This is a genomic window from Terriglobus sp. YAF25, from assembly GCF_052113305.1.
In the GTDB taxonomy this organism is placed as follows: Bacteria; Acidobacteriota; Terriglobia; order Terriglobales; family Acidobacteriaceae; genus Terriglobus.
This window is the reverse complement of the sequence record NZ_JBFRCY010000587.1, coordinates 1-3603: the sequence shown is the minus strand read 5'-3', so window position 1 is coordinate 3603 and position 3603 is coordinate 1. Positions and strand designations below refer to the sequence as shown.

Annotated in this window: 6 protein-coding genes; all 6 read right to left on the bottom strand. The window is 57.2% G+C overall.

Features of this window, described 5'->3' with window-relative positions; all coding sequences use genetic code 11:
- Positions 1-71: 71 nt before the first annotated feature.
- A complete protein-coding gene (locus AB4043_RS20620; RefSeq protein WP_442307946.1) occupies positions 72-533 on the bottom strand; it encodes a cupin domain-containing protein in 462 nt (153 codons plus the stop codon).
- Between the two features lie 92 nt (positions 534-625).
- Positions 626-1219: a TetR/AcrR family transcriptional regulator gene (locus tag AB4043_RS20615; RefSeq protein WP_442302999.1), complete on the bottom strand. Its 594-nt coding sequence runs from the start codon at positions 1217-1219 to the stop codon at positions 626-628.
- Positions 1220-1294: 75 nt separating this feature from the next.
- Positions 1295-2065 carry an SDR family oxidoreductase gene (locus AB4043_RS20610; protein ID WP_442303000.1) on the bottom strand — a complete coding sequence of 257 codons (771 nt, stop codon included), beginning with the start codon at positions 2063-2065 and terminating at the stop codon, positions 1295-1297.
- A 155-nt stretch (positions 2066-2220) separates the two neighbouring features.
- The gene (locus tag AB4043_RS20605) at positions 2221-3021 is read right to left on the bottom strand and encodes a DinB family protein (protein WP_442307945.1); all 801 of its coding nucleotides are present in this window, start codon (positions 3019-3021) and stop codon (positions 2221-2223) included.
- A 5-nt stretch (positions 3022-3026) separates the two neighbouring features.
- Entirely contained in the window at positions 3027-3395 is a 369-nt protein-coding gene (locus tag AB4043_RS20600; RefSeq protein WP_442303003.1) for an ArsR/SmtB family transcription factor, read from the bottom strand.
- Between the two features lie 75 nt (positions 3396-3470).
- Positions 3471-3603: integrase core domain-containing protein (locus AB4043_RS20595; protein WP_442303008.1), on the bottom strand; the 133-nt coding region annotated here is incomplete at its 5' end.

Below are 3603 nucleotides of genomic sequence, written 5' to 3'. Positions count from 1 at the left end.
GGCGTTTTCATTGCGGAAAACGCCCATAGATGCGAAACCCTACACTGCCCCTGAAGGGAAATGCCCAGCCGCTACTTCTTCGTGTCGCCGCCGATTGCAATGACCACATATTTGGCGGGTATATCGCCAACATTCTTAATCCTGTGAACGGTTCCCAGGGCGACGTACACTAAACCGCCTGGCCCTACCCGCTCCTCTTTGCCGTCATGCTCGAATGCCACGGTGCCTTCCTGCACTACGATCAGCTCGGAATGGCCGATTCTGTGAAGCTCCACCGGCGCCGTCCCCGCTGGTTGCATGGATTCATGCACGGCCACCGTTTCTCCGGTAGCCAGGGTTCCCGTGAAGGCGTTTCGGCTTTCGGTTCCATTGGCAGTTTTCCGTACCGTCATCTRGTCGTACGGAAATATACCGGCGCTCGCCAACGGGTTCTGAGTCTTTGAAGGGGTTGCTGCTGCGGTGGCTGCCGTTTGCGCATTCACGATCCCACATCCAAACAACAGTACTGCGAAGCCACAGACAACTTTTGCCATAGTCCCCCTTCCGGAGCGGGGACCAGAATACTTTTACTGTTGAGCGAGCCGCAAGTACAGGGAAAATGCTCTAGATTCCGCAAGGTCATTCATTAAGTCTTTGCAGCTTGCAAGGATGATTCGATCAGCATGGTCGCCACACGCGCGCCGGCGGTCAAAATTGCTTTTGAAAGGGAAGGGTCATCCACGGCCCGGGAGAGCTGGATCGTGCCAACGAGCAGGCCGAAGAGGCCGATGGCGATTTCGCGCCCCTTTGGCCCCTTCGGAATACTGGGTAATTGCTTCTCCACTGAGCTCAATAGCCTTTTCACCGAAGCAGTGTAGCTGCGTCGTGTGGCACGATCCTGGCGCGAGATTTCAGGAAGCAGCGCAGCCGAAGGACACCCGGCATCGGCATGATCCCGATGTCCCTCAGACAGATAAGCACTTACGATCTCCATCAGGCGTCCCGCCTCCAGAGCTTTCTCGAACTGCTGCCACTGTTCGTCGGTGGTCCGTTCGAGGCTCTTCGCGATCAGGTCGTTCTTGGACGCGAAATGGGCGAAGAAGGCCCCGTTTGTCAGACCGGCATCGGACATGATGCCCGCAACGCCTGATGCCGCGATACCCTGTTGGCGGAATTGGCGTGCAGCAACGTCCAGGATGCGATCGCGCGTGGCATCTTTGTGTCCCTTTTCGTATCTCATTCTCTTCACTGTCCCTACTCTTCATATTACGAACGTAAGAGAGGACCCGGAGTGTGACGCAAGCGCGTCACGGAGTCATGACGCCTTGGCCGGCACAAGAGGCTTCGACGCCTTCCAGAGCTGCCTGTTGATGAAACTGGGAGCCAGCCGGCTCAGGAGCGCCAGCATTCTGGACTGTCCCGGATGAATCTCAAGGGAACCAGACCGCAGGGCCGAAAACGACTGCTTCACCAGGTCGTCGGTCGTGATCGCACTTGCGCCGCCCTCCACAAGCTCTGTCGTCATATCTGTTTTCACGGCAGGCGGCATCAGCTCGATAACCTCTACGCCGGTCGCTTCTAATTGAAACCGAAGCGAGATCGTATAGGAATGAATAGCTGCCTTGGTGGCACTGTAGATCGGTGCGGCGGGTAACGGCACGAAAGCCAGACCGGAGGATACGTTGATGACCGTACCCTTATTCGCCGTCAGGACGTCAATAAGCGCCGAAGTCGTCCGAATCACTCCACCGACATTAATGTTCACTTCTGTCATCAAGCCATCGAGGTCCGATGCCGGAGCCTGGAGGTTTTTGGGCAGGAAGATGCCGGCGTTGTTCATCAACACGTCGAGACGGGGAAAGTCCTTCTTGATGCGTGATCCGAGCGTGGCAATCTGGGCCGGGTCGGCGACGTCGCTTTGAATGGTGTGAAGGTTTGGGTATTTCGCTTTTACCTCGTCAAGCACCGACTGGCGCCGGCCGGTGACGATGACCTGATTGCCAAGTTCTAAGAACTTGAGAGCGAAGGCCAGCCCAATACCGGCCGAACCTCCAGTGATGAGAATGGTGCGACCGGTGATTTTCATAAAAGTCCTTTAGGAGCGATAGAGTCCGAGCAATACTTATAGGATTATGATCATACTTCTATGGTCGCAATTTTTTGGAGAAGAGTGACAAACGCTCCCGCGCCCTTTCGGCAGTGATCCGGACTTTGCAGCGGATCACTGCCGTGGTGCAGGATTTATGCGGTCTGGAGCTCCGGCTGGAGTGCGGAGCGTTCGTCGGCGCTGGGGCCCCAGCTTGAGGGGACAGGAACGTCGAGCAGGCGAAGGTAGACACAGAACTGGCCGCGGTGCTGGTACCAGTGGTTGAGCATGATGTTGCGCAGGAAGGCGACGCGGGGCATGGCGGCGATCTCCTTGTCGCCGTCAACGATGCGCCAGGTTGCATTCATGGTCGCATCATCGAAGCTGGGTAGAACTTCGCGTACGGTGGCGATGCTCCGGTCGAGAGTGTCGAAAATCTCCTGCAGACTTGCGGGTTGATGGAACTGGAATCCTGGCGGCGGGACCTGGTCTTTCTGCGCGCCCTGGACAACTCCTCCAGGTACGAACGCAAGGTGATAGGCCAGCTGGCCGGCGGTCATCGATTTGTTGTGAGGCTTCCAGGTGAGCTTGTCTTCGGGAAGGCGCTCGAGGAACTTCCGTGTGACCGGCGCCTGCGATTCAAACTCCGCGAGTAGGGATTGTGCCATCGACATGGTGTATGCGAACAAGGGGCCGGCGAATTCAAGCAGGGAAGGCCGCTTGATGGCCTGAACGTTGGCCCAGAAGTGTCCGTTGTTGTCGCCCAGATCGCGGTACCAGCGTCCGCCCGGCCATGGTTCGATCTTCATGTTGAGAGACTTGCCGTCAGGAGTTTCGTTGCCGGGGCCGAGTTGCTCCAGCAGCGCTGCAAAGGTGACATCGATCGGAGCTTCGACGTGAATCTCCTGATTGATGGTGACGGTCAGATTTTCGAGAGCCAGTTCGGTGGGCATCATAATCTCTATTTCTCCTTAGATTTCGCGGAATCCAACTGCGGTGATCCCTGGCGAGCCATCGCTTCGGCGCGTGCCTTCACGCGCGTCAACTGGTGCTGCCAGTAGCGCTCGAAGGTTGCGGCCCACTGGTGCAATGGCCGTATTGCTTCGGCGTTGGTGCGGTAAAGCTTTTGGCGGCCCTGGCAACGCATCCGGACCAGTCCGACATCCTTCAGCACCCGGAGGTGCTTCGATACCGAGGGCTGCTCCAGACCGAGTGCCTCCGCAATCTCTCCCACCGGCCGTTCGATTCCGGCGAGATAACTCAAAATCTCGCGCCGGCGGGGTTCAGCGATTGCGTTGAATGCGTCCGAGGTCGTGCTCGCTCTTGCCATGAGGAAAACGGTATATTCCGATATGGGAATATGTCAAATGTGACGAGAGCGCTTGGGCCGGGCACCTGTAGGAGGTCAAGAGGTTGTTGACATCTGGAGCCTGCTGATGGGCGGGCGTAGGTTGAGGCTAGCATGAGGTCTTTGTTGGTTGTAGAAGTCTGTCCAAGGGGCGAGTTGGGTGTCTCTTTGTTCTGAGTTTTCCCAGTGA

Excerpts from the sequence above, each read along its gene's own strand:
- AB4043_RS20605 (WP_442307945.1), bottom strand. The coding sequence starts at position 3,021 with ATGATGCCCACCGAACTGGCTCTCGAAAATCTGACCGTCACCATCAAT.
- AB4043_RS20600 (WP_442303003.1), bottom strand. The coding sequence starts at position 3,395 with ATGGCAAGAGCGAGCACGACCTCGGACGCATTCAACGCAATCGCTGAA.
- AB4043_RS20615 (WP_442302999.1), bottom strand. The coding sequence starts at position 1,219 with ATGAGATACGAAAAGGGACACAAAGATGCCACGCGCGATCGCATCCTG.
- AB4043_RS20610 (WP_442303000.1), bottom strand. The coding sequence starts at position 2,065 with ATGAAAATCACCGGTCGCACCATTCTCATCACTGGAGGTTCGGCCGGT.